This window comes from Sphingobacterium sp. IITKGP-BTPF85 (assembly GCF_001006065.1).
In the GTDB taxonomy this organism is placed as follows: Bacteria; Bacteroidota; Bacteroidia; order Sphingobacteriales; family Sphingobacteriaceae; genus Sphingobacterium; species Sphingobacterium anhuiense.
The window spans coordinates 1-22,550 of record NZ_ASZT02000027.1 but is presented as its reverse complement, the minus strand read 5'-3'; the positions used below and the strand labels follow the sequence as shown (position 1 = coordinate 22,550).

Here is a 22,550-nt window from a genome sequence, read left to right as displayed (position 1 = left end):
ATGGTGCTGACTTACAGGCAAACGAAATGTTGGATGGAGAATTATTATTCGGTAAAGGAAGAGCTTATGGCGTAGAATGGTTTTTGAAAAAAAATAAAGGAAAATTAACAGGATGGTTGAGCTATACGCTATCGAAAAGTGAGCGTCAATTTGATCAGATTAATAATGGAGCATGGTTCAATGCCAGACAAGATAAAACTCATAATGTCGCTTTAGTAGCGATGTATAAGCTGACAGATAAATGGACTTTGGGCTCTACATTTGTTTACTACACAGGTGATGCGGTTACTTTTCCTTCTGGAAAATATCAAGTAGACGGTAAAACCTTGTTTTATTATACAGATCGCAATAGTTATCGGATGCCTAATTATCACCGTCTTGATGTATCTGCAACTTACGATCCAGGTGCCAAGCTCAATAAAAGGTATTCCTCATCGTGGTCTTTTGGGCTGTATAATGCATACAACAGAAAAAACGCGTACTTAATTGATTTTAGAGAGAATGAGGATAATGCTAATATTACCGAGGCTTACCGTATCGCTTTATTCGGTATAATTCCTTCTGTGACCTGGAATTTTAAATTTTAATGATTTTAAAAGTAAGGTACCGATAGGTATTCAAGAAGTTAAATCATCAAATCAAGCATTAGCGTGATGATCTATAAAAACTGATTATTAATGAATAAATAAATTATTGTGATGAATATAAAAACTGTTTTTAATTGTATCGTGTTGGTAACGGCCGTATTTTTAAGTTCATGTGAAGATAAAATAGATTTAGAGTTGGATGCTGTAGTCGGTAAATATGTTATTGTCGGAGATCTGCATAATGCAAATGTGTCTCAAACAATCTCCATTAACCGTGTTGTCGACTTTTCGAATACATCACCCAACGATCCGGTGTTAGGCGCTTATGTGCAAGTGACAAATATGAGTAGTGGCCGTTCTTATCAATTTGCTGATAGGAATAATGGTAGCTATGTTATTGATAGAATGACTTTCAAAGAAGGTGATCGATATGCCTTATCAGTTACAATGTCTGATGGAAGCCATTTTGAGTCAACCTGTATCATGCCTAAATATGTAGCAGTAGATTCCATCGGTTTAGTTCGTAAAAAAAGATTTAATGATGAATATATATATGCTTCATTTGGTTTTAATGATCCAGCTAATCAAGAAAACTATTACAAGTATAAGTTGAAATTGAATGATGAGGAATTTAAATTTAGCGATGTATTTAGTGATAAATTTAATGATGGATTATTTGTTGAGCATGAAATAAGTAATGAAGATGAAGACATAAAAGTTGGAGACGAAATTCAAGTTTTGAGACAATGTATCGCCAAGGATGTATACACATACTGGTCCAATGTTAAAGGGTTAAATCCAGGTTCTGCAGCTCCCTCTAATCCGATATCTAATATATCTAATGGTGCACTTGGATATTTTAGTGTTAGTAGTGCGCAATACTATGAACTAAAAGTACTTGAAAAAGCAAATCATAACACTTCGAATCGGTAGTTTTTCTCTAATAAATAAGCTATAGTTTTAGGAAGTGCATATTCTACACGAGGTATTGCTTTTATATTGTCATGAAAAACGATAATTGATCCATTTTCGGTATTTCTGATTGCATTTTTTAAACACTGGTCAGGGGAAAGTGAAAGGTCAAAATCACCGGTTAGAACATCCCACATAATAATTTCATATGCAGAATAGAGTTCTTTTAATTGAGATTTTTTAGCTCTTCCATATGGAGGGCGAAATAGCTTACTTTTGGTAAGCTCTTGACACTGTCGGATGTTTTCGAGATACTTAGCATCGTCAGTTTTACAGCCTTTTAAATGATTGTAAGTATGATTTCCGACTTGATGGCCTTCAGACAAAATTCTTTCGAATAAATGTGGATTTTTTTTAATATTTTCACCTACGCAAAAAAAGTCGCTTTGATGTTGTACTGTTTTAAAGTATCTAAAACAAATGGAGTTAATTCCGGAATAGGACCATCATCAAAAGTGAGGTAAATTTTGTTTTCTTTCCTTGATTTATTCCAGATTGATTTTGGATATAATAATTTAAGAAAGAAAGGTGCTTTAACGAGATACATACATTTTTATTTTAGCAAAAATATTAAAACTATTAGGTTCTTACTATGGACGATAGAAAAAATTATAAGAAAATGGCTTTTATGACCATCATGTTTTCCTTGATGGGGTATGCGGGGTTTGGACAAGGACAAATAACCGTAGAGGAAGCTATTCGAATTACTTTAGAAAGAAATCTGCAGGTCAAGCAGGCTAGTTTAAATAAAGATTTAGCGGCGCAGGACGTCTATCAGGCAAAATCCAATTTATATCCCGATTTGAGCATAGGTGTAAATCAGCGATTTAATAATGGATTTGCATTTGACCAAGTATCGGGTACTGTGATCACAGGAAATGAATGGACGAGGACATCTAGCGCTTCTGTGAGTTCTAATGTAACCATTTTTCAAGGTTTTCAGAAGATCAACCAAATCAAAGCTAATAAATTACTATTAGAGTCGTCCGCTACGCAAATTGAAAAGATAAAATATGATTTGATGTTATCTGTATTGGTTAATTATTTGGAAGCAATCACAAACAGTGAATTGACGATTGCGAGCCAGCAGCAGATTCTTTTATCCAAAGAGCAGGTGAAAAATGATTCCATCCAATTTCAAGTAGGTAATAAAACTTTGGCAGATCTTTCTCAATCTAAAAATCAAGTTGCCACGGATGAGCTTAATTTGGTAAATGCTAGAAATGCCTATGAATCTTCTTTATTGACATTGAAACAATTGATGGAGATGTCTCCACAAGCAGAGTTGAAATTGGTTAAACCAGAAGTAGAAGCGGTGGACTATGTGCTAGGTCAATATTCGGCAGTTAATGTCTTTGAAAAAGCTAAAAGTTTCAATCCAGAGGTAAAGAAGGCTCAATTAGATAAGGAAGTAGCATTAAAACAAATTGATATTGCGAAAGGAGGCTATTATCCTTCTCTTTCATTAGGAGTGAGTTATGGTACCAATTATTCTTCCAAAGGAAGAAATTTAATTACCGGAGATTATCTTCCTTTTGGTGACCAGTTTAATCAAAATAAATCATTTGGGGCAGGACTGACTTTGTCGGTACCAATTTTTGACAATAATAAAAACCGAATAAATGTATCAAAAGCTAAGATTAATCTAGAATTGGCAGAAACCAATCAACAGCTTTTAGAAACAAATTTAAATAAAACCGTTAATCAGGCTGTTTTAGACCTTTCTGCCGCAGCACAGCGTTATCAATCTAGTTTAGCTGCTTTTAGTAGTGCGACAGATGCATTTCAAGTGATCAAAGAACGCTATGATATAGGTATGGCGAATGGTATTGAACTGTTTACCGCACAAACAAATAGAAATAAAGCAGAATTTGATTTAATCCAAGCAAAGTATAATATGATCTTTAAAGATAAAATAATTGATTATTATGTTGGAAATCCAATTAAATTTGATATTAAATAACCCCTTAATGAAAATCTGAAATGGCTAAAAAGAAAAATAAATTACCAAAAATCATATTAATAAGTGCAGTTGTTCTATTAATATTGGTTTTAGTTGGCAGCAAATTGGGATGGTTCGGAAAAGGGGATATCGTTAAAGTTGCTGTAGATCCTGTAAAGGAAATGAATATCAATGAGCTGGTTTCTGCAAGTGGTAAAATTCAACCAGAATTTGAAGTTAAGTTGAGCTCTGAGGTATCTGGCGAAGTTGTGGAACTGAATATTAAAGAAGGTGATTTAGTGAAAAAGGGACAAGTTCTCTGTCGTATAAAACCTGATATTTTGCAATCAGGTTATGAAAGATCTATTGCGACTTTGAATTCTCAGAAAGCAAATCTCGCAGCTGCACAACAACAATTAAAACAGCAACAAGCTAATTTTAGTAATGTTGAAGCAACTTACAAGAGAAATCTTGAACTGTTTAATAAAAGAGTGATCTCAGCAGCTGAAATGGACAAAAGCTCGGCAGAATATTACTCAACTTTAGCAGCTATTGAAGCACAAAGACAGACTGTATTATCTACGAAATTTGGTATAGACCAATCTCAGGCAACTGTCAAAGAAGCAAAAGATAATTTAGATCGTACAACAATTTATTCGCCAAGTGACGGTGTCGTGTCATTATTATCTATTGAGTTAGGCGAGCGTGTGGTTGGAACGGCACAGATGGCGGGTACAGAAATCATGCGTATAGCTAATATGGACGCTATGGAAGTGAATGTGGATGTGAATGAAAATGATATTAATCGCGTCCGTGTAGGAAACGAAGCAGAGATTGAAGTTGATGCTTATCAAGATCGTAAATTTAAAGGTATTGTTACTGAGATAGCTTCTTCATCTAAAAATATTGCTACAGTGACTGCTGGTTCATCAACCGAGCAGGTTACAAACTTTAATGTCAAAGTGCGTATACAATTGAGCTCTTATGAGGATTTAATTAAGGAGAATAGTGCCTCTCCTTTTAAACCAGGTCTATCTGCAACAGTACAGATCTTTACTAAACATCAGAAGGGGTTGGCTATTCCAATACAATCTGTTACCATCAGAAATGGTACGGGAGCAGATAGTTTAAGCACAGACAGTTTGAAAGAATATGTATTTGTCTTTAACAATGGATTGGTTAAACAAACCGTTGTGAAAACAGGCATTCAGGACGATAAAAATATTATAATTTTATCGGGTCTGAAAAAAGGTGATGAGGTTGTCTCAAGGCCATTTGATGCTATTTCTAAAACTTTAAAGAACGATAGTAAAGTAGAAAAGTAGATAAAAATAGTTTATAACGTATTTTGATGTAGTATTTATCTGGTTTTCAGATTATTTAGTTTTGTTTTATTTAAATTTTATGTATTTTAAATGAAAACTAAATTATTGTGCTACGTCAGTTTTTTAAATACTTCAAGTTCTCAAGAACTGACAGAATGGATTCTTTGTACTGAGTATATTGATGCTATTCCTGTTCAGTTTTCCTTTTATAGCCAATTTTTTTAGTAAACCCGACTTAAATTTAGAAAATTACAATATTCAGGCTTTTACATCTGTTGAAAATGATACAACAGATGTTGGTCAATCGAATGAATATCGGTCTTTAGGGGATCATAAAGATAAAGATCCTTATGATAAAGGGGGTGAAGGTAGTTTATTTCGATTTGATCCCAATCGTTTGGATAAAGCAGGCTGGATAAAACTGGGATTGAAAGAGAAACAGGTTCAGGTCATACTCAATTATAGAGAAAAAGGAGGCCGATTTTATAAAAAGGAAGATTTAGCTAAGATCTATTCTATCTCTCCGGCTACATTTAAGCAATTGGAAAATTATATTGAAATTGCACCAACGACAGTTAAAAATCAGGTTCAAAATAGAGGAAAAGATAGTTTAGCTCAGTTTAAAAATGATTCTGAGAATAAATTAAAAACTCGAGAGATCGACATAAACAATGCGGATACTACTGCTTTCATAGCGCTAAAAGGTATCGGTTCAACTTTTGCCAAAAGGATTGTGAAATATAGAGAGTCTCTGGGTGGCTTTGTATCTGTTGATCAGATTAAAGAGATTTATGGGCTGCCTGTTGAAACATTTGATGCCATACTTCCTTTTCTAAAGATTAGTCCTCATCATGCAGTTTCAAAATTAACAATTAACGAGCTTGATGTAAGTCATTGTCTAAACATCCTTATATTAGTTTTAAGCAAAGTACTGCAATCGTCAATTACAGAAATCAACATGGTCATTTTCGTAATTTGGAAGATTTAAAAAAGGTCATCTTATTAGATGATGATTTTTTGCGTAAACTTGCTCCGTATTTAATCTTTTAAAGATGCTTGAAGAAAAATTAAAACATATCATTCGGGATGTATATGATTTCCCTAAACCTGGAATTGTTTTTAAGGATATTACACCGCTATTGCAAAATGCACAGCTGTGTGAAGAGATGGTCGACGCTTTTGTAGAACAGGTAAAGGATTGTAAACTTGATGCTGTTGCTGGTATTGAGAGCAGAGGTTTTCTGTTTGGAATGATGTTGGCCAATCGTTTGAAGATTCCTTTTGTTCCCATCCGTAAGCAGGGGAAATTACCCTTTCATACAATTTCAGAGTCTTATGCTCTTGAGTATGGACAGGCGACTATAGAAATCCATGAAGATGCCTTTCCAAAAGGAAGTAGAATTCTCATCCATGATGACTTGCTGGCTACAGGTGCACTGTAGTGGCTGCAAGTAAATTGATTGAAAAATTAGGTGGTGAAATCGCTGGATATTGTTTTGTCATCAGCCTAGATTTTTTAAATAGCCAGGGAAGATTAACCCGGTTTAGTCCCCATGTTTTTTCATTAGCACATTATAAATAATTTAATTTATAAAAACCCTCAACATATTTTATGGAATGGATCTCAGACCCACAGATTTGGATTTCACTACTGACATTGACAGTACTGGAAGTCGTGCTTGGAATAGATAATATTGTTTTTATCTCTATTCTTAGCGGTAAACTCCCTGCCGAACAGCAAAAAAAGGCCCGTCAGTTAGGTTTGATGTTGGCATTAGTAACTCGTGTGCTTCTGTTATTTTCAATTAAATGGATCATGTCTTTGACAGAACCATTTATTAATCTTGCAACTACTTTTGGTATTGACAATCCGGATTGGTCTCGTTATCTAGAATTATCAGGTAGGGATCTAATTCTATTTATTGGAGGTCTATTTTTAATTTATAAAAGTACGACCGAGATACATCATAAAATGGACGGGCACATTGAAGAACATAAAGTCAATAAAAAGGGTGTAACTTTTTTAAGTACAATTTTTCAGATATTAATCTTAGATATTGTTTTTTCATTAGACTCTGTGATCACTGCGGTTGGTATGGTTGATCAAATAGGTGTGATGGTTGCGGCAGTAATTATTGCTGTTGTTATTATGTTACTATCCTCCGAGCAGATCAGTAAGTTTGTCAATAATTATCCTTCCGTGAAAATGCTAGCTTTGTCTTTCCTTCTTTTGATCGGGGTGTCGCTGACAGCAGAAGCATTTGATCAGCATATTCCAAAAGGATATATTTATTTTGCAATGGCTTTCTCTGTTTTAGTCGAATTTTTAAATATTAAAAGCGAGAAAAAACAGATGCATAAACAGCATGATAAATAGATGAAGATTTAAAATAAAAAAAGCGGGGGTTATCATTTTGATAACCCCCGCTTTTTTTATTGCTTATTATAAGCTTAATGCCGCCGCTTGTGCGATTTTTTTAGGAATATCGGTGTTTTCCATTTTGTGAGTAAACAGTTCAGAGCCAGCTCCGATTGCATAAACAGGAACGTAACCTGCAGAGTGATTGCCAGAAGCCCATGATATATTTGCGACTTCGTTTAATGTTTTGACAGCTTCAGCTACTAGTTTTTCATCATTGGCATACAGGCTTTTTTCTGTTGCGTTTACATGTTTGATAAAACTATTCTCATATGCCTGGAACATAGCTTTTTCTTGACGTTCATTGACTTTAATTTTTGTCCATAAACCAAGATTTTCTGCTAGTATATTTTTGATTTGCTCCCAAGTTGTCTTAGGTTGTTCTATACGTATTTTAGTAATTATTTTAGAAAGTTCTCCCTGAGAAACTTTTTGGTTTACGAGGGCTTTGAAGTTTAAATTGCTACTTCCATTTCCTAAGGTTATACCGCCTGTTTCATGGTCGGCAGTAATAATGATTAATGTTTCTTCCGGATGTTTTAAGTAAAAATCATAAGCAACCTGTACGGAGTTATTGAAATCGACTACTTCATGCAGTGTAGTTGCCGCATCATTGCTGTGGCTGGACCAATCAATCTTTCCTCCCTCGACCATTAAGAAAAAACCTTTATCATTATTTTTTGTCAGTGACTCAATTGCTACTTCCGTAATTTCTTTAAGATTGAGATCTCCATCTTTTTGATCGATTGCAAATTTTAAGGATTCAGGATCAGTATCTTTATTGTTAATCAAGATCATCTTATCTGCTTTTGATTTCAATCGATGATAATCCGATTTTCCAAAAGCTAATGTATAACCTGATTTCTCAAATAATGTGAAAATTGGCGTTACAGATTCTTTGGCAGCATTCGTATTAGGCTTTAAAAAGCCAGATCCTCCAAAAAATCAAAGTTTGATTTAGGAATATCTGTTGCTATTTCATAATATTTATTTCTGCTTGTTTGATGTGCATAGAATGAAGCAGGAGTAGCATGATCAATGCTGACACTAGTTGTGATGCCGACTTTTAGCCCCTTTTCTTTAGCCGCATAAGCGATGCTTTTTAAAGGTTTTGTTTGTGTTGAGTCCATTCCAATAACACCATTTTTAGTTTTTGATCCTACAGCAAGTGCTGTTCCACCAGCAGCAGAATCGGTAATGCCATTGGATAGGGAGTATGTAGAAGCAAAAGTAGCGACAGGAAAAAGCGAAAATACTAAAGGTTTCAAACCGATTCTATTTTCAAGGTCTGCCAAATAGACTTCTGTAGAATTGACCTGATTGAGTCCCATACCATCACCGATCATATAGAATATATATTTAGGTTTATTTTGAGCAAATAAAATAGATAGTGATGCTAAATAGAAAAATGTCGTTGCGAGTGTACGTTTGATCATGTTTAATAATAGTTGATGTTGGTATTTATAGTCTTAATATCATATTAATGGGCTAATATAGCAAACCCATATTTGTTTAATGTTAAGTTTTAAAATTCAGCATTATATATTGTGTTAAAACAATTCTTGGTATGTAATTGTTACAACAAGGTGAAATTGTAGCATAGCACTTGATCGTGAAGTGTAACTTAAAGTAACGGATAAACTAAAATTTGAACATTATGGAAATTAACCTTTTAAATTCTGCTAAAGAATTTTTTAATGATGAAGTCTTATCTAAGCTCGGTAATTCCGTAGGGGAAGATAAAGAAAAAGTGAAATCAGCTATTGGAGCAATTGTTCCTACTGTTTTCTTAGGGTTGCAAAAAGAGTCAGGAAGTGGCTTAGCTGCAATTTTAGAGAAAGCTAAACAATATTATGGAGATTTTAATTTTGGTGACTTTTTAAAAACCAATACTGAAACAGGACGTATCAATGGATTGGTAGATGCAGAGCCTATTGAACCTCATCACAATGATCTTTTACAATCTATCTTTGGAGACAAGTTTAATTCAATTATTTCAAGCTTAGGCAGCCTTGTTGGAGGCAATGAATCCACTGTTGAAAAGTTATTAAGTGTTTCATTACCTGCTGTATTCTCGGGTTTAACACAAAATGGAACAAATTGGGATGTAAGTGCAATCGGTCGATTATTAAATGAAAATAAGGATAATTTTACAGCCGCATTGCCTTCAGGATTAGGACTAGCGGCATTTGGAACTTCTTTTGCTCAGGCGGATCAAATTAGATCCTCTTCTACTGATAGTGAATTACACGATAGCAGTATTACAGATAAGCCTGTAGAAGCAATATTGGTATCAGTGCCAGTTACTAAAGAGGAACCTCAAGTTACTCACCCAGAAGAGGTCACAAATGAATCTGTTTCCAAAGAGGAAGAGTTGACTGTTGTAACACTACCTATTGTTCCACCGAAACCTGTAAATCATGATAATCCAGTCACTGCAGCACCTCCGGTTGTGCCTCCTATTGATCATGTTCCTATTATTCCACCTCCGCCTTCCGGTCCCATTGTTGATCCATTACATACAGAAACCCCGTCTTCTGGCGGTGGAGGAATTTGGAAAATTTTAATACCCATCGTAATTATTGCTGTTCTTTGGTTCTTATTCGGGAAAGGCTGTAAAGGTGATAAAGATCAGGTAGTTGTTACCGATAGCATGAATACAACAGCTGTAGACACAAGTTTGACTGTTGTTGCTGTTACTCCGGTCGTTCGCGAAGTTTAGAGGTGATTTTGCCGGATAGTGTAAAGTTAAAAGCCTATAAAGGTGGTATTGAAGATCAGTTGGTGCAGTTTCTAAAAACAGACTACAAAGCGCTAAGCGAGGATGAACTGAAAGATAAGTGGTTTAATTTTGATAATTTAAATTTTGAAACAGGTACGGCTAAAGTGCTTCCTGAAAGTCAAGTTCAATTAGAAAACATAGCGGCAATTCTAAAAGCTTTCCCTGCAGCAACTGTAAAGATTGGCGGGTATACAGATAAAACTGGAAATGAGGATTTTAATAAGAAATTATCTACAGATCGCGCTGAGGTAGTTAAAGTATATTTGATTGGAAAAGGACCTAGTAGTCAGGTTATTGGCGCTGAAGGTTATGGTTCTGAGTTTGCAAAAGCAGCAGCTGATGCACCTGAAGCGGAACGCGTATTGGATCGTATCGTTGCTATAAGCGTACGATAGGTCCAATTGGAACAGAAAAAGGAGGTGAACGAAGTTCATCTCCTTTTTTTTATTTCACTATAATATTGCATTTTTGCGGATATGGAAAACAAGGTAAAGGAAATTTTAAAATCTGACTTTGAAAAATATATGCGTTTTGCAGTACAGTCGGGCGCAGGATTTGGATTTGACATTTTCGGTGAATATGCAGTATCGGTATTAAATTTTTATGTGGGAAGTGCAATTTTAACCTATGAAAACAAGCTTGAGGCTTCCTTGTATTTGCTTGAATTATACAATAAGGGACTTGGTGGGATTATCACGGAGGAAGATCGTGAAGAGCTGGCTCGAGTTTTTGCTCAAGACCCAACTCTTGACTATGGTGTATTAAAGCCTATTTTTGGCTAATCTTGTTTGGTCCAAACCAGGTTTTCGATGGCATAACCAGATTTACGCGCATATTCCAAATAGGCTAATTTAATATCTTCAGGTATTGTCTTTTCTCTGGATAATATCCACATATAATCCAAATTATCTCCAAAAATGAGTGCATATTGATAATCTTGATCAATTTTCACTACATGATAACCACTGTAAAATGGACCGAAAAAGGATACCTTTAAAGCCGCTTTTTTGATGAATCAATAGGCTTTGCTTTACCGATTGACTGTTTCCATTTATTTTTTTTGTCATGAAATCCCTGATTATTTACCGCAATGCTACCATCATTATTTTTGTTATAAGTAGCAGTAACCTGTGACAGACCTTTTTCCCATTTAAAATCTAGCCTTGCTATTTCATACCACTTGCCTAAGTAACGATCTATGTCAAAAGGTTCGATGACTTTGACTTTGGATTTTACTGGTTTTAACGCATTGTAAGCGAACGTGACGGCAGCGGTAGCGGCGAGTATGAGAAGTGATTTTTTCTTATCCATAATAATGATGATTTGTTCATAAATCTGTGAGCTGTGCCTATGGGTACATGCAATAAAAACGCCAAAGTGGAGACGAATGTTTAGTCATTTATGAAAATAAAAGTAGTATTTTCGTCATTTTAAAATTAAGTACCATGTATTCAAGAGAAGAAGTAAAACAGTTGAAGGAGACTTTTTGGACCCGATTTGGACAGTATATGGCTTTAAATAACTCTGCTGATGGAGAGAAAATTAATTGGGTAAACTATAGAACCGGTATTAAAAATCTACGCTTTAAGATGGAGGCAGATAAACGCCTTTCTTTAATAGCAATTGAGTGGAGTCATCGTGACCTATCAATGCGTAAACTTATGATGGAGCAGTTTGAAGAGTACAAAACCATTCTAACAGCTATACTAGGAGAGGAATGGACCTGGGATCTGGAGATGGAAGATGAACAAGGGAAATCTGTAAGTATGATCTATATGACTATGGAGGGAAAAAGTATTTTTAAACAAGAAGACTGGCCCGATCTGATATCATTTTTCAAACCAAGATTAATTGCTCTCGATGAGTTTTGGTGTGATGCTCAATATGGGTTTGAAATTTTCAAAAGTTAAATTATTACGTCAATAGGGTTTTATTTGAGGATGTAATTTTTACCTTTGCGCTAAAATTGTATTGTTTATGAAAAATATACTAAAAAGTCTAATTGTACTCGCAATGACTTTGCAGATTTCTTCCGTATTCGCATGGGGATCTACTGGACATCGTGTCGTTGCTGAGGTCGCAGAACGTCATCTGACAAAAAAAGCAAAAAAGAATATTCAAAAAATAATTGGAAAACAGAAACTAGCTTATTGGGCAAATTGGGGTGATTTTATTAAATCTGATCCGCATGATGAATTTAAAAAATTGGGGAATTCTCATTTTATAAATACTAATCCGCATCTACCTTGGGCTGATTTTCAGTTAGCAATGGAAAATTCCAATGAAGAAAATTTATACAAAACGGTGTTGAGATTGGAAAAATCATTTTCAGAAAAAGATTTAACGCTTGAAAAAAAGAAACAAAATTTATACATGCTGATCCATTTAATCGGTGACGCTCATCAGCCGATGCACGTAAGTAGAGCCGAAGATCAAGGTGGAAATAAAATTGAAGTAAGCTGGTTCGGAAAAAAATCTAATATACACCGTGTATGGGATTCAGATTTGATCGATGGTGAAAAATATAGCTATACTGAATATGCAACAGTGTTGGATATTTTAAGTAAAAATGAAGTTAAGCAGGTGCAAGGTGGTACATTAGCGAGCTGGTTGTATGAGTCAAATCAGCTTTCAGATAAAATCTATGCAGATGTTGAGCTCAACGCAAACTTATCTTATAACTACATTTATAACAATATTTATAAAGCAGAAAATTGTATGCTTAGAGGTGGTTTACGTTTGGCAAAAATCTTGAATGATGTTTTTGGTTAATCATTAGTCTTATAAAATAAAAAAGGGAAATGAATGTATTCATTTCCCTTTTTTATTTTCGGTATTATTGTTGTGGTCAGATTAATACAACGAATTTTCTTGTCGTTTTTATTTTTACGCCTTAATATATGACCATATCACTACTGTTCAAGAAGATAACACCATTTGCCAAGCCCTATAAAAACCTCATCTTTTATACCTTAGTTTTAACCTTGGTCGGATCTTTTGCCGCGCAGATTAATGCCTTCATCTTGAAATATACGGTAGATACTATCAGTGACTTGATGGTCGCTAAAGAACCGCTGTCTAGAGGTATGCATTTGATCGGGATTATCTCTGCAGTTCTTTTGGTAAAAGAGATTGTCTATTCCTTTATTCAGTTTGGACAGAAATTCTACGGTGAAAAACTACGTATATTTATTGCAAGAGATTTTTCACAACAGATTGTAGAAAAAATATTGACGTATAAAATGGCTTTTTATACGTCAGAAGAAAATGAAAGCGGAAAATTGCAGACACGGATTGATTCGGGAATTAGCTCGCTGACACGTTTAGTTCAGAATTTCTTTATCGATATCCTTCCTTTATTTGCGAATGCCATCGTGGCGCTCGTATGTATGTTTATGGCTAATGTGTACGTCGGATTGGTTGGGCTCGCAGTTATACCAATTTATTTCTACATCAGTCAAACACAAGCTGGAAAACTTAGTGGATTTAGACGGCAGATGCGAAAATATAGAGAATCCAAGAATAATAGAATCATTAATTTAATTGACTCTATATTGGTCATAAAATCTTTTGTACGCGAACCTGAAGAAGCAGACCGTCATGAGAAGATTCAATTTGAAATGACGGAAAATCAGATGCAAACACGAAAAACGAGTTTCATTTTTGATAGTCTAAAGAATTTTATTGAGCAGATAGCAGTTGTTGCAATTATTGTTTTAACTGCTTTTCTGGTGCTGGACAATCAGATTACAATTGGAGCGATTATGTTTCATATTATGTTATTTTCAAATGTTTCAGCTCCTATTCGTCAACTGCATCGTATCTATGATGAGGTAAATGATGCTTTAATTTACTCGGAATCATTTTTCGAAATATTGGAGTCTGATGTTTTGATTGAGGGAAGCGGTACTTTTATACCAGATAAGATCAAAGGCCATATTGTGATTGAAGACGTATCATTTGAATATCCTAACGGAACCCATGCACTAAGAGATATTTCTTTTCAAATCAAACCAAATCAGATCACAGCGCTTGTTGGATTAAGCGGCGCAGGGAAAAGTACAGTTATAAATCTTTTAGATAAATTTTATGAACCTACAGCTGGTCGGATTTTATTAGATGGAGTTGATCTTAAAAACTATGATACTAAATTTTTAAGAAAAAATATCGGTATGGTTCTTCAGCGCAACCATATTTTTAAAGGTTCTATTTTTGAAAATATTGAATATGGAAAGATAGGGAGTAGTAAAGAAGAAATTGTTAAGGCAGCTAAAGAAGCTTACATTCACGAACAGATTATGGAGTTGCCTCAAGGTTACGATTCTGGAGCTCATTTGCTTTCAGGGGGGCAACAGCAACGAATAGCAATTGCCCGCTTGTTTTTGAAAAATCCTCCGATTATCTTTCTAGACGAACCTACTGCGAATTTGGATGCCATTGCTACCGAACAAATAAAAAATAGTTTGGATGCTATAAAAAAGGATCGTACGGTTATTATTGTGTCTCATAGTATTTCCCAAATTATAGACTCCAATGAAATAGTGGTGATGGAAAAAGGTAGGGTAGTCGAGAAGGGCATTCATGAAGATTTATACGATCATCGTGGCACTTATTATAAGATCTTTTCTGCTATGGCTAATAGTCTCAATTTGGATAAAATTAGTAAAACATTAAATCATTAATGGTTTTTGCTGTGCAGATACATTCCTACTACTACAAGTAAAATACCGGTTGTAGCCAAGTTGTTTGGGAAAGCAGTTTGCAATATGATAATTTCCCCTATTAATGTGAAAATCACTTCCATAGCCTGTGTTGCCTCAACTGCGGCAAGTGCTTTATGGTCATGTTGCACTAATTCTGTCCCTTTAAAAAAAGTAGCGTTGCGATAACACCAGAAAATAAGGCTATTAATAAGGTCTGTAACAATTGACTTTGATCGGGAAGTCCATGCTCCTGAAAGCCAAAGAACATCAGAATAATCCAGAATGGCATGCTTGCGAGCGTCATACCCAATGTACGCTGGTACGTGTCCAAAGAGCCTTTTGTTAAGGCCATCATTTTACGGTTACCAACAGGATAAGCAATTGCGGCTATTAGTACAGGAATAGTTCCGAGCAATATTGTTGACAACGGAGTAGATTTAGCCTCAGAAATTTGCATGACTAGGATACCCAAAAAGATGATACAGGAAAAAAATAAGGTCGATTTAGAAAATGGCTGTCGATTTTCTTTACGTTGCATGAAATGACCTATAAACATACCGGCAATAATGGTAAATTCAAAGGTTCCTGCAACTAACCAGGAAGGACCATAGCTTGCCCCAAATGTCAACAGAGCATAGAAAATTCCAAATCCAAGTGTACTCCAGAGCAACCATTGCCCTAGATTTCTTTTCATTTCAATCAATAATTGTTTTAAATTTCCACGTATAATAACGATAAGTAACAATATCGGTAGCATCCATACAAAACGTAAGGCTGAAGACCACTGCCATCCACCTCCCGAAACTGCCATGATGCGGTTGAGGACAAAAGTGCTAGCGAAAAATAATGAGGCTAATATACCAAATGAAAGTGCTTTTGATTTAGCGGTAAGGAGCATGTTTATATAAGAATCAGGATTTGTAACTTCTAAAGTAATTAATGAATAGGACAATGTCAAGACCGATTATATGATATGTCTTGAAAAGATATTCTTTATTTATGCATCAATTGTTACTAAAATTTGTTTATTTTGCATCCTTAATAAAACATGAGTAAGAAAATTAATCATTATGATTATACAACCAAGAACTAGAGGATTTATTTGTTTAACCTCGCATCCAGAAGGAACTGCGAAAAACATTAAAAACCAGATTGAATACGTAAAATCTAAAGGTGAAATTGCTAATGGCCCTAAGAAAGTCTTGGTCATTGGTGCATCAACAGGATTCGGTATTGCATCTCGTATTTCAGCAGCATTCGGTTCTGGAGCAGCAACAATTGGCGTATTTTTTGAAAAACCGGCAGCTGAAGGGAAACCTGGTACAGCTGGTTGGTACAATACTGCTGCTTTTGAAAAAGAAGCACATGAGGCTGGTCTTTATGCAAAAAGTATCAATGGTGATGCTTTTTCTGATGAAATCAAAAAACAAACTATAGCATTAATCAAGCAGGATTTAGGTCAAGTTGATTTAATAATCTATAGTTTAGCTTCTCCGAGACGGACACATCCAAAAACAGGTGTTTCATATGCTTCTGTTTTGAAACCGATTGATGTTCCTTTTACAAATAAAACAGTGGATTTTCATACTGGTGTGATTTCTGATATCACGATTAATCCGATTGATAATGAAGAAGATATTGCGAATACAGTAGCAGTAATGGGGGGAGAAGATTGGAAATTTTGGATTGAAGATTTAAAAGAAGCTGGTGTATTAGCAGATGGTGTTAAAACAGTGGCTTATTCGTATATCGGTCCTGAGTTAACATTCCCTATTTACCGTAACGGTACAATTGGCCGTGCGAAGGATGATTTAGAAGGTACTGTACCTGCTTTAAATGATTTATTGAAAGATATTAACGGTATTTCGTACGTTTCGGTTAATAAAGCTTTGGTAACGCAATCAAGTTCTGCAATTCCTGTTGTTCCTTTATATATTTCTTTACTATACAAAGTGATGAAAGAAAAAGGTATTCACGAAGGTACAATTGAGCAGATGCAACGTTTATTTGCAGAGCGTCTTTACACAGCTGACGGTAAAGTTCAATTGGATGAAAAAGGTCGTATCCGTGTAGATGATTTGGAAATGAGAGCTGATGTTCAAGCAGAAGTAGCGGCACTTTGGGAAAAAGCCTGTACAGAGAACCTATCAGAAATTTCTGACATTCAAGGTTACCGTGACGAATTCTTTAACCTATTTGGTTTTAATTTTGATGGTATCGACTATAATGCAGATACAAATGAATTGGTAAACGTACCAAGCATTTAAGCTGTTACTATAGCATATAATAAATAAAGGCGACCATTGGTCGCCTTTATTTATTATATGCTATTTTATGACACTTTTAAAGATTGTCGAAAATGTTTCGTTCTGCAGATTGACTTTATTTATAAACAAAAAAGAGACTGTCTCCTTATTAGGTAACAGTCTCTTCTATTTTATATGATTCAATCGGAAGATTAGTGTTTGAAATGACGCACTCCTGTCGTCACCATTGCTAATCCTTTTTCATTACACATGTCGATTGATAATTGATCTTTGATTGAGCCTCCTGGTTGAAGAACTGCTGCAATACCGGCTTCTGCTGCAATTTCAACACAGTCAGGGAAAGGAAAGAAAGCATCAGAAGCCATTGAACATCCTTTAAGTCAAATCCGAAAGCATTCGCTTTTTCAATAGCTTGTTTTAATGAGTCAACTCGTGATGTCTGACCAACACCTGAAGTGATCAATGTGCCATTTTTAGCAAATACAATTGTATTTGATTTGGTATGTTTAACAATTTTGTTTGCGAAAAATAAATCTTCTAATTGAGCCGCTGTTGGGACAACTGTAGTAACAGCAGTCATTTGCTCAGGTCCTTCAACTGTATTGTCTTTATCTTGTTGTATAACACCATTTAACAATGTTTTGAATTGTTGTGATGGTAATTCAACCTCCTTACGAACTAGAATGATACGATTTTTCTTTGCTGTAAGAATTGCAATTGCTTCTTCTGAGTAAGCAGGCGCAATAAGAACCTCGAAAAATAAATTATTGATTTCAGTGGCAGTTTCAGCATCTACTTCACCATTAGTGATTAAAACACCACCGAACGCAGAAACAGGGTCACATGCTAAAGCATCCACCCATGCTTGTTTGATTGTAGGACGTGAAGCTACACCACATGCATTTGTATGTTTTAAAATTGCAAATGTAGGCTCCGTAAATTCATCAATGATCGCAACTGCAGCATCTACATCTACCAAATTGTTGTAGGATAATTCTTTGCCGTTCAGTTTTGTAAACATAGCATCTAAATCACCATAGAAAACACCTTTTTGATGTGGATTTTCACCGTAACGTAATACTTGAGCTTTTTGTTCCGATTGTTTGAATACATCAAGCGTATTTTCTTTATTGAAATAATTGAAAATAGCAGTATCGTAATGTGAAGAAGTATTGAAAGCAAGCTTAGCAAATTCTTTACGTTGCTCCAATGTAGTTGTACCTTCTTGATCTGCTAACATTTCCTCTAAAGCTGTATAATCATTTTTAGAAGATAGGATAACAACATCATTGAAGTTTTTAGCAGCCGCACGAATCAATGAAATGCCACCGATATCAATTTTTTCAATAATGTCTTCTTCAGAAGCTCCAGAAGCTACTGTTTCCTCAAAAGGATATAAATCAACAATGACTAAATCTATTTCCGGAATTTCGTACTGTGCTAGTTGCTGTTGATCGCTTTCTAAAGGTCTTCTCGCTAATATACCACCAAATACTTTTGGGTGTAATGTTTTTACACGACCACCTAAAATGGAAGGATAGCTCGTTAGGTCTTCTACAGGAACTACATCAATACCTAAATCTTTGATGAAAGCTTCTGTGCCACCTGTAGAATAGAAGGTAACACCGTATTTGTTTAATAATTGAATTAATGGTGCTAAGTTGTCTTTATAATATACAGACACTAAAGCATTTTTAATCTTTACAGAATGGCTCATTAGTATAATTTGTTTGCTGGCGCAAAGATAGGTAAATAATAAGTATGCACAAACCCTTTAGGAACGATTGAAAGTAAAAAAGACTGTTCTACACAGTCTTTTTATTGTTATTTATAAATTTTATCTTTTAAATCCGCGCAGATATCATCTGTGATCTTCCAGATCGGTTCAGGATCGTCCGTATTATTGATTATAACCTGATCACAACTATTTTTGTAGGGCAATAAATATTCATTGTAAGACGGTAAAACATGATTAACCCATTTATAACGAACATCATCTTCAAAATAACCACGCTCTATTAAATCTCGTCGTAATCTGCGTTCCAATGCGATATCTTGGTTTGCATCTAAAAATATCCGATGATCGATTAACTTGTTTACTTCTGTATAATGATAGATAAACAGTCCTTCAATAATCAAAATAGGTGCTGGTTTAATTTCCAGCATCTTTGGTTTTATAGCAGGGTTATTGAAGGTATATTCTTCTTTATAAATTGTTTTTCCGTCAAATAGATCACTAATATCTTTATAAAAAGCATTTCGGTCAATCGAAGTTGGAAGATCAAAATTATACAATTTATTTTCTTCCTGCGTCTTTGTATTTGCTGGTATGTAATAGTCGTCCTGTGAAATAAGCGTCACTTCGTCGGGACTAAAGTGTTTCAAAAAACAGTTTAGAAAAAATGTTTTACCAGAACCGCTACTACCTGCGATTCCAATGACATATGGTTTTTTATTCATTTAATATATAATATTCGAAAAGAATCGATCAGCACTAATCCTCTAAAGGAACTCCGTAAGTAATTTCGACTTGAAAGCGCTTATCTAAAGCGCCTATGTAAGCGGCCGCAGATTTTGATAAAACAACAATGGCGTTATGTGTATCTGCATTTTCATTAAATTTACCAACCACTTTGGCGTAGGTCACGCTTCTTGTCATCGGATTGGTAATTTTAAGCACGGTACCTACTGCTGCAGTTTTATGTAATGCTAAATTACTGGTCCCATTTTCATTCAGTCCATCTATCCAAACGCCAATTCCACGTTCCGTTTTCTCGCGAATACCATATTTGTTAGCTGCAATAACGGGTTCTTCTACAGCAGTGGTATCTGGACCGATAAATAGCGTGTCTGGTTTTTGAGGTATATTTAAGTTGCTGTTATTAGGGATTTTTAATATTTGGCCTCCGCTGATACTGTTTGACCGCAGATTATTTGCTCTCTTTATTTCTTCAACAGTTACGTCAAATTTACGTGAAATAGCATACAGAGTCTCTTGGTCACCAACTTTATAATCGATCAGTTCTTTTTGGGAGCCTTTAACTGTAGAATTCTTTGAATTGTTTGGAGTTACATAAAACATGCGACCGGTCGGGATTTTGACAATCTGGCCAAGAGCTAAAGTTTTGTTTCCATTTAATTCCGTTATTTTACCTACGGTAGTTTTATATTTTTTGCTTAACTGGTAATAGTTATCGCCTTTTTCAATTTTGAAAAGAACATATTCTTGTCCATCAATTTTTTCAACTCCGATGGAGTCGGGTGCTGCTGCAATCGTAAATGTGCTCGCTGACACATTGTTATGATTTATCGCTAACATTGCTAATGATAAGAATGCTAGTGTTTTATATGTGGTAGATTTTGATAGAATGTTCATCATGTTTTACAATTATACTAAATACGATACAAATTCTTGTTTATTGTGTGTTAAAAGAAAAATCTGACACCCAATTTGAAAATAGATTTGCACCAGTTTTAAATCCAGATCGCTAATAATTAACGTTTCATCTAGAACTTGTTTTTTATCAGAAAGCAACAATCTGATGGTATATTTTTTTCCCGTTTTTCATGATAAGACCATAGAAAATGATCATTGCATTTACTGATCCATAGATCTTCATTATTTTTAATATGCTGCAAAAATGAAGGTTTTTGCGCATTAAATTCCAAAGGAAAGACTATATCATTTTCAAAAGGTTTAATTTCTGAAGGTATTGTCGTTAAAATTTCTTTTGAAAGAAATGAGAAATACTGTTCGAAACCTGCAGTGATATGTTGTGGACGAACATGTACATAACCATTGAGTATCCCAAGATATTGGTATTGATGGTATAAATAAGTCGTATCTGGTTTTTGATGAAATAGCATCCAAACACCTGGAGATACAGGACTATTTTCAGAAACTTTCCTTAACACGACAACTTGATCTTGGATAGCCGCTAAAGTCCATTCCTTTTCTGGTAGTCTAAAATGATCTAAATACACTGTACCTTTAAAATCCAGAACTGTGATGTAAGGAACAGTATTTTCAGGATCGCGGCACTCAATAGCAATCAATCTGCTTATTTCATCTATTTCTATTTTCCAGACCGGAAATCTGAAGGTTTGAGAAAATGCGTTAGAAATAGTATATTTAGACATAGCAAATGTATTAATCGCTTGTTTATTTTTTTAATAATCTTATTTATGGAAGGCAAAATTAGTAAATCATTTTTAATAACAGTCTTTTTAAGCTTGGTATTATTCACATCAAGTTTTGCCCAAAAGGTGTATGTGTTTGAATTAAAGGATGATATAGGGCCAAGTGCCTGGCGTACAGTAAAACAAGTTTACGACAGCGCACAGAGTAAAAAGGTGGATTATGTGTTAATGGAATTGAATACATATGGAGGAGCCCTAAATTTTGCAGACTCTATCCGGACAAAATTGCTTGACTCAAAGATTAAGACGATTGTTTATATTAATAATAATGCAGCTTCTGCAGGAGCGCTGATATCCTTGGCGAGTGACTATATTTATATCCATCCGGGGGGAAGTATAGGCGCAGCAAGTGTTGTCAATGCTAATGGAGAAGTGCTTCCTGAGAAGTACCAATCTTATATGCGAGGACTGATGCGCGCAACGGCAGAGGTAAAACATCGTGATCCGAAATTGGCAGAAGCTTTTGTTGATCCTAATGTATCATTGCCGTTGATAAAGCAAGATGGACAATTGTTGACTCTAACGAGCAGTGAGGCTGTTAAGTTTGGACTGGCAAAGGGGGAAGTTAGCAATCGTAATATGATCTATAAAGACTTAAATATAGTCAATGTACAAGAAACTGTCTATCGTAAGGGTACAATTGATCATATTATCAGTTTTTTAATAAATCCAGCTGTAAGTGGTATACTGATTTTGTTAATAATAGGTGGTATTTATGCCGAAATGCAAGCCCCTGGTTTAGGATTTGCTATTGCTGTTGCGATTGTAGCGGCATTACTGTTCTTTGCACCACTCTATATTCAAGGTTTAGCTGCAAATTGGGAAATAGCTGTCTTTATAGTAGGACTTGTATTAATTCTTTTAGAAGTTTTTGTTATTCCCGGTTTTGGAATTGCCGGTATATTAGGAATAATTTTTGTTATTTGCGGTCTGACTTTTAGTCTTGTTGCCAATGATTTTTTAGATTTTAAACTCGCTTATCCAGGTATGTTATTTAATTCATTTTTATTAGTTGTAGGAGCCATGATACTGTCGATCATATTGATGGTCATCTTTGGGAAAAATCTGTTAAAGGCTCCAGTTTTTAGACGACTTGTTTTAAAGGAAGAGCAAAAATCGGAAGAAGGATATACCTCCTCTATTTTAAAGTCCAATTTATTGAATAAGGAAGGAGTAGCAAAGACTGTATTGCGCCCATCTGGTAAGATTGAAATAGAGGGAGTCTGGTATGATGCTGTGGCTTTGGATGGATTTATTGAAGAAGGGGAGGAGATTTATGTAGATAAGCATGAGAACTACAACTTATTTGTAAGACGAAAAGCAGAAAAGGCTTAAAGGTAACTTATACGAAAA

At 35.0% G+C, this 22,550-nt stretch carries 21 protein-coding genes and 4 pseudogenes; 16 read left to right on the top strand and 9 right to left on the bottom strand.

All coding sequences use genetic code 11. The features are described from left to right. Nucleotides 1-26 precede the first annotated feature (26 nt). Together L950_RS36340 and L950_RS07655 are read left to right on the top strand one after the other, a co-directional pair. Nucleotides 27-587 (top strand): hypothetical protein, encoded by a 561-nt coding sequence (locus L950_RS36340; RefSeq protein ID WP_316930570.1) that lies wholly within the window; start codon nucleotides 27-29, stop codon nucleotides 585-587. A gap of 111 nt (nucleotides 588-698) precedes the next feature. After that, nucleotides 699-1,520, top strand: coding sequence for a DUF4249 domain-containing protein (locus tag L950_RS07655; RefSeq protein WP_021188452.1), 822 nt, complete (start codon nucleotides 699-701; stop codon nucleotides 1,518-1,520). Here L950_RS07655 and L950_RS07650 read toward each other — a convergent pair. After that, a pseudogene (locus L950_RS07650) lies at nucleotides 1,499-2,106 on the bottom strand (polysaccharide deacetylase family protein). The gene L950_RS07655 and the pseudogene L950_RS07650 overlap by 22 nt on opposite strands. A 45-nt stretch (nucleotides 2,107-2,151) precedes the next feature. Between L950_RS07650 and L950_RS07645 the strand changes: the two are divergent. The 6 genes from L950_RS07645 (at nucleotide 2,152) to L950_RS07625 (ending at nucleotide 7,203) form a co-directional block, all read left to right on the top strand. Continuing rightward, on the top strand, nucleotides 2,152-3,522 hold the full coding sequence (locus L950_RS07645; RefSeq protein ID WP_021188451.1) for a TolC family protein: 1,371 nt from the start codon (nucleotides 2,152-2,154) through the stop codon (nucleotides 3,520-3,522). Between the two features lie 20 nt (nucleotides 3,523-3,542). Beyond that, nucleotides 3,543-4,826, top strand: coding sequence for an efflux RND transporter periplasmic adaptor subunit (locus L950_RS07640; protein ID WP_021188450.1), 1,284 nt, complete (start codon nucleotides 3,543-3,545; stop codon nucleotides 4,824-4,826). 181 nt (nucleotides 4,827-5,007) lie between these two features. After that, entirely contained in the window at nucleotides 5,008-5,814 is an 807-nt protein-coding gene (locus tag L950_RS07635) for a ComEA family DNA-binding protein (protein WP_052764353.1), read from the top strand. Next, entirely contained in the window at nucleotides 5,763-5,876 is a 114-nt protein-coding gene (locus L950_RS37170; RefSeq protein ID WP_410528107.1) for a helix-hairpin-helix domain-containing protein, read from the top strand. The genes L950_RS07635 and L950_RS37170 overlap by 52 nt, the downstream gene beginning before the upstream one ends. 2 nt (nucleotides 5,877-5,878) lie before the next feature. Beyond that, the gene (locus tag L950_RS07630; protein ID WP_316930569.1) at nucleotides 5,879-6,268 is read left to right on the top strand and encodes an adenine phosphoribosyltransferase; all 390 of its coding nucleotides are present in this window, start codon (nucleotides 5,879-5,881) and stop codon (nucleotides 6,266-6,268) included. A 170-nt stretch (nucleotides 6,269-6,438) separates the two neighbouring features. Further along, a complete protein-coding gene (locus tag L950_RS07625) occupies nucleotides 6,439-7,203 on the top strand; it encodes a TerC family protein (protein ID WP_021188449.1) in 765 nt (254 codons plus the stop codon). Nucleotides 7,204-7,269: 66 nt separating this feature from the next. On the opposite strand, the gene L950_RS32405 is transcribed toward L950_RS07625, so the two are convergent. Together L950_RS32405 and L950_RS32400 are read right to left on the bottom strand one after the other, a co-directional pair. Continuing rightward, nucleotides 7,270-8,064, bottom strand: coding sequence for an alkaline phosphatase (locus tag L950_RS32405; RefSeq protein ID WP_231576969.1), 795 nt, complete (start codon nucleotides 8,062-8,064; stop codon nucleotides 7,270-7,272). Between the two features lie 101 nt (nucleotides 8,065-8,165). Continuing rightward, the gene (locus L950_RS32400; RefSeq protein WP_231576968.1) at nucleotides 8,166-8,681 is read right to left on the bottom strand and encodes an alkaline phosphatase; all 516 of its coding nucleotides are present in this window, start codon (nucleotides 8,679-8,681) and stop codon (nucleotides 8,166-8,168) included. Between the two features lie 221 nt (nucleotides 8,682-8,902). On the opposite strand from L950_RS32400, the gene L950_RS07615 reads away from it, so the two are divergent. The 3 genes from L950_RS07615 (at nucleotide 8,903) to L950_RS07605 (ending at nucleotide 10,809) form a co-directional block, all read left to right on the top strand. Then, entirely contained in the window at nucleotides 8,903-9,967 is a 1,065-nt protein-coding gene (locus L950_RS07615) for a DUF937 domain-containing protein (RefSeq protein ID WP_021188448.1), read from the top strand. Nucleotides 9,968-9,975: 8 nt separating this feature from the next. Beyond that, a complete protein-coding gene (locus L950_RS07610; RefSeq protein WP_231576967.1) occupies nucleotides 9,976-10,422 on the top strand; it encodes an OmpA family protein in 447 nt (148 codons plus the stop codon). Nucleotides 10,423-10,503: 81 nt separating this feature from the next. Continuing rightward, nucleotides 10,504-10,809: a hypothetical protein gene (locus L950_RS07605; RefSeq protein ID WP_021188446.1), complete on the top strand. Its 306-nt coding sequence runs from the start codon at nucleotides 10,504-10,506 to the stop codon at nucleotides 10,807-10,809. Here L950_RS07605 and L950_RS07600 read toward each other — a convergent pair. Further along, nucleotides 10,806-11,338, bottom strand: a pseudogene (locus L950_RS07600) (lipocalin family protein). The gene L950_RS07605 and the pseudogene L950_RS07600 overlap by 4 nt on opposite strands. A 134-nt stretch (nucleotides 11,339-11,472) precedes the next feature. On the opposite strand from L950_RS07600, the gene L950_RS07595 reads away from it, so the two are divergent. The 3 genes from L950_RS07595 (at nucleotide 11,473) to L950_RS07585 (ending at nucleotide 14,709) form a co-directional block, all read left to right on the top strand. After that, complete coding sequence (locus L950_RS07595) at nucleotides 11,473-11,937, top strand: DUF4268 domain-containing protein (RefSeq protein ID WP_021188445.1); 465 nt, start codon at nucleotides 11,473-11,475, stop codon at nucleotides 11,935-11,937. A 67-nt stretch (nucleotides 11,938-12,004) separates the two neighbouring features. Beyond that, complete coding sequence (locus L950_RS07590) at nucleotides 12,005-12,799, top strand: S1/P1 nuclease (protein WP_021188444.1); 795 nt, start codon at nucleotides 12,005-12,007, stop codon at nucleotides 12,797-12,799. Nucleotides 12,800-12,927: 128 nt separating this feature from the next. Continuing rightward, nucleotides 12,928-14,709 (top strand): ABC transporter ATP-binding protein, encoded by a 1,782-nt coding sequence (locus tag L950_RS07585; RefSeq protein ID WP_021188443.1) that lies wholly within the window; start codon nucleotides 12,928-12,930, stop codon nucleotides 14,707-14,709. Here the strand turns inward: L950_RS07585 and L950_RS07580 are convergent. Further along, nucleotides 14,706-15,487: pseudogene (locus tag L950_RS07580) on the bottom strand (multidrug resistance efflux transporter family protein). The gene L950_RS07585 and the pseudogene L950_RS07580 sit on opposite strands and share 4 nt — an antisense overlap. A 313-nt stretch (nucleotides 15,488-15,800) precedes the next feature. On the opposite strand from L950_RS07580, the gene fabV reads away from it, so the two are divergent. Next, a complete protein-coding gene (gene fabV, locus L950_RS07575; protein ID WP_021188442.1) occupies nucleotides 15,801-16,997 on the top strand; it encodes an enoyl-ACP reductase FabV in 1,197 nt (398 codons plus the stop codon). A 191-nt stretch (nucleotides 16,998-17,188) separates the two neighbouring features. Here the strand turns inward: fabV and purH are convergent. The 4 genes and pseudogenes from purH to L950_RS07555 all read right to left on the bottom strand — a co-directional run bounded on the left by purH (nucleotide 17,189) and on the right by L950_RS07555 (nucleotide 21,137). Next, a pseudogene (gene purH / locus L950_RS07570) lies at nucleotides 17,189-18,714 on the bottom strand (bifunctional phosphoribosylaminoimidazolecarboxamide formyltransferase/IMP cyclohydrolase). Nucleotides 18,715-18,821: 107 nt separating this feature from the next. Beyond that, a complete protein-coding gene (locus L950_RS07565) occupies nucleotides 18,822-19,457 on the bottom strand; it encodes a uridine kinase (protein ID WP_021188441.1) in 636 nt (211 codons plus the stop codon). A gap of 34 nt (nucleotides 19,458-19,491) precedes the next feature. Beyond that, complete coding sequence (locus L950_RS07560) at nucleotides 19,492-20,376, bottom strand: LysM peptidoglycan-binding domain-containing protein (RefSeq protein ID WP_021188440.1); 885 nt, start codon at nucleotides 20,374-20,376, stop codon at nucleotides 19,492-19,494. Nucleotides 20,377-20,504: 128 nt separating this feature from the next. Further along, complete coding sequence (locus L950_RS07555; protein WP_021188439.1) at nucleotides 20,505-21,137, bottom strand: hypothetical protein; 633 nt, start codon at nucleotides 21,135-21,137, stop codon at nucleotides 20,505-20,507. A gap of 45 nt (nucleotides 21,138-21,182) precedes the next feature. Between L950_RS07555 and L950_RS07550 the strand changes: the two genes are divergently transcribed. Then, complete coding sequence (locus L950_RS07550) at nucleotides 21,183-22,532, top strand: NfeD family protein (protein ID WP_021188438.1); 1,350 nt, start codon at nucleotides 21,183-21,185, stop codon at nucleotides 22,530-22,532. The last annotated feature ends 18 nt before the right edge of the window (nucleotides 22,533-22,550 follow it).